Genomic DNA, 2,964 nt, shown 5'->3' with positions numbered 1-2,964 from the left:
CTACCAGCTCTTTCGGGGTGGTCATCAACGGGTTTCCCGGCGGGTCACAGGCCGGTGACCCGCCGGGAAACCCGTTGATGACCACCCCGAAAGAGCTGGTAGTGTTCTACCCGTCGCCGCGGGCAACACCGCCCGGCAGCCGACACGCCCCCGTAGCTCAGGGGATAGAGCAACGGCCTCCGGAGCCGTGTGCGCAGGTTCGAATCCTGCCGGGGGCACCATCGATTTGGTGTCCAAAGACCCCGTCACCAGCGGAAACGCTGAGTACGGGGTCTTCGCGTATGTGCAGGCGAACGCCGCTCGAAGGGTTCTTGGACGCGGGTGGACTGTTCGTGGACAGTCCTCGGATCGGCAGCTCCGCCTCAGCGCGAGAGCGCGAGGACTCAACTGGGGCCGCTGCCGCGTGCGGAGTGAGAGCGATGGTCCCAGCTCCTTTGACGCGCGTGTCCGCCGTCAGCTCCGGCGGGCTGATGCCCGGGGCAGCGGCGATCTTGGATGCGGGGTCGAACGCGACCCACTTCGTACGAGCCTCGGGGCGACGGTTCGGCTCCGTCGCCGGTCCGCCGGTGCGGGGCCGGCCTCGGGCTCGTTCGTATGTCTTCAGAGTCCGGACGAACATCGCACGTTGTTCCGGGGTGAGGGGTTCGAAGGCTTCTGCCGGGCGTCTGCGCCGTTGGCCAGCCAGCCCGCCACCGCCGCGCGTGTGTCGGGGTCCCGGGTGATCGGGACGGTCGTGCGGCGGCGGTCCGTGGGGTCCAGGGTGCGGTCGACCACGCCCTGACGGTTCAGGCCGCTGACCATCAGGCTGACCGTGGTCGGGGCCGCTTCGCGGCGGGCGGCGAGCTGGTTGACCGGCATCGGGCCGTCGAAGAGGAGGGAGAGGTGGCGCGGGGCCAGGTTCATCGAGCGGAGGCTGGGGGGTGATTCGTTGCACAAGCCCCCCGACCCGCCGGTAAGTGACCTTCGGATGAGGCTCCTTGAGGGGGCGTCACATCTCGGCCTCACCTTTAAATTTGGGCAAAACGGACAGGTTTGGAGTTCAACTGTGGCGTTTCCGACTTTTGTTGAGTTCAGTTGATTCGTCCGCTTACGGCTTCCTATGCGCCGTCGTGTGACCCCGCTCACCTCAAGGAGTCCGTCCGGTATGCCCACTTCCACGCCCTCGTCCAACCCCACCCCCGAAGTCCCCGTCCGCCCCCATGTCGTCAGTGCCGCCGAGGTCGTCCCGGGGGATCTGCTCGCGCGGTCGCCCGAGGAGGCCGAGCTGTCGCGGTGGTACGTCGTCGTGCACACCGTGCCCGAGTCGCCGGAGACCATCCGGCTCACCTGCCGGCCGGTGCTCGGCGGGACGGACCGGGAGCGGGTCGTGGCGCGGGAGGAGCGGGTCACCGTCGGGAGCCGGCGGGTCGATCCGGGCAGCGTTCCGCTGCTGGAGTCCGACCTGCTGGAGGACGTCCCGCTGCGGGACGGGGACCGGGTGAGCGTGCTGCGCGCCGTCGATCCCGGCGCCGAGGAGGAGACCTACGTACGGCGGTGGGGCGTCTGGCGTCCGACCACCGGCGGCGACGACCGGTCCGCCGTCTCCGACGCGCAGGTGCGGGACTGGGCGCGTACCGCCGAGGACGTGGGTGTCGTCGTACGGCATCTGCCACGGCCCGCCGCCGAGCCGGCCGGGCCCGCTGTGCCGCGCGGGCGGCGCGTCGTCGTCACCGGCCTCGGAGCCGTCACCCCGCTCGGTGTCGGTGTCGGTGAGCTGTGGCGGGGGCTGCTCGAAGGGCGGCACGGCATACGGGAGTTGACGGGGCCGGAGTTCGAGGAGCTGCCCGTGCGGGTGGCCGGGACCGTGCCCGTGGACCCGGCGTCGCTGCTGGACCGTACGGCCGCGCGGCGTATGAACCGCGCCGCCCAGTTCGCCGTGCTCGCGGCCCGGGAGGCCTGGGGCGACGCCGGGTTCGAGGCGGGCGGCACCGAGGCCGCCGGGCTGGATCCCGCGCGGGTCGGCGTCAGCCTCGGGGCGATCCTCGGGGACGCGTCCGTGCTGGTCGGCGGGGACCGCAGGCTGCGGGAGCGCGGGCCGCGCGGCGTGTCACCGCTCACCACGCCGATGACCGTGCCGTCGCAGGCCGCCTCGCAGGTCTCCCTCGACCTGCACATCACCGGCGAGGCCCGTACCGTGACCGCCGCCTGCGCGTCCGGCACCGAGGCGATCGGCGAGGCCATCGACCGCATCCGGTACGGCCGGGTCGACGTCGCCCTCGCCGGGGGCGCCGAGGCGGTCGTCACCCCGGCGATCATGGCCTCGTTCGCGGCGATGCGGGCACTGTCGCAGCACGGCGTGGACGGGGAACAGTCGCCGTCGCGGCCGTTCGCCGAGGACCGGGACGGTTTCGTCAACGGCGAGGGCGCCGGCGTGCTCGTGCTGGAGGCCGAGGAGCACGCGCGTGCGCGCGGGGCGCGGATCTACTGCGAGGCCGCCGGCTGGGGGCTGTCCGCCGACGCCCACCACATGGCCGCGCCCGACCCCACCGGCAGCGGCGTCGCACGGGCGCTGCGGCAGGCCGTACAGGACGCGGGTGGGCATCCCGTGGACGTCGTCCACGTCAACGCGCACGCCACCGCCACCACCGAGGGCGACCTCGCCGAGGCCACCGCACTGCGGGGCGTGTTCGGGGAGCGGCCGGTGCCGGTGACCGCGCTCAAGGGGCACCTCGGGCATCTACAGGGCGCCGCGGGCGGCGTCGAGGCCGTCGCGGCCGCCCTCACCCTGCACCACCGGCTGATGCCGCCGACCGTGGGCTGCGCGGAGGTCGACGCCGCGATACGGGAGCTGGGCACGGAGGTCGTCACGGGGGCGCCCCGGGAGCTGCCGGACGACGGCGACCTGGTGCTCAGCAACTCCTTCGGGTTCGGCGGGCACAACGCCGTACTGGCGCTGCGGAGGGTGTGAGGGGGCACTTCCGGGGG

General features: G+C 72.8%; 2 protein-coding genes and 1 tRNA gene. 2 read left to right on the top strand and 1 reads right to left on the bottom strand.

Features of this window, described 5'->3' with window-relative positions:
- The first annotated feature begins 146 nt into the window (after positions 1-146).
- Positions 147-221: transfer RNA gene (locus tag MTQ10_RS29495), tRNA-Arg, on the top strand.
- 379 nt (positions 222-600) lie between these two features.
- Here MTQ10_RS29495 and MTQ10_RS29490 read toward each other — a convergent pair.
- Positions 601-903: a MarR family winged helix-turn-helix transcriptional regulator gene (locus tag MTQ10_RS29490; RefSeq protein WP_308404614.1), complete on the bottom strand. Its 303-nt coding sequence runs from the start codon at positions 901-903 to the stop codon at positions 601-603.
- Between the two features lie 241 nt (positions 904-1,144).
- Here MTQ10_RS29490 and MTQ10_RS29485 point away from each other — a divergent pair, with 241 nt between their 5' ends.
- Complete coding sequence (locus MTQ10_RS29485; RefSeq protein ID WP_247473470.1) at positions 1,145-2,947, top strand: beta-ketoacyl-[acyl-carrier-protein] synthase family protein; 1,803 nt, start codon at positions 1,145-1,147, stop codon at positions 2,945-2,947.
- Positions 2,948-2,964 lie beyond the last annotated feature (17 nt).

This window comes from Streptomyces sp. XM83C (assembly GCF_023072675.1).
In the GTDB taxonomy this organism is placed as follows: domain Bacteria; phylum Actinomycetota; class Actinomycetes; order Streptomycetales; family Streptomycetaceae; genus Streptomyces; species Streptomyces thermocoprophilus.
The sequence above is the reverse complement of the archived record's forward strand: the minus strand, read 5'-3'. Positions and strand labels throughout refer to the sequence as shown.

Coding starts and splice junctions, on each gene's coding strand:
- MTQ10_RS29485 (WP_247473470.1), top strand. CDS start 1,145: ATGCCCACTTCCACGCCCTCGTCCAACCCCACCCCCGAAGTCCCCGTC.
- MTQ10_RS29490 (WP_308404614.1), bottom strand. CDS start 903: ATGAACCTGGCCCCGCGCCACCTCTCCCTCCTCTTCGACGGCCCGATG.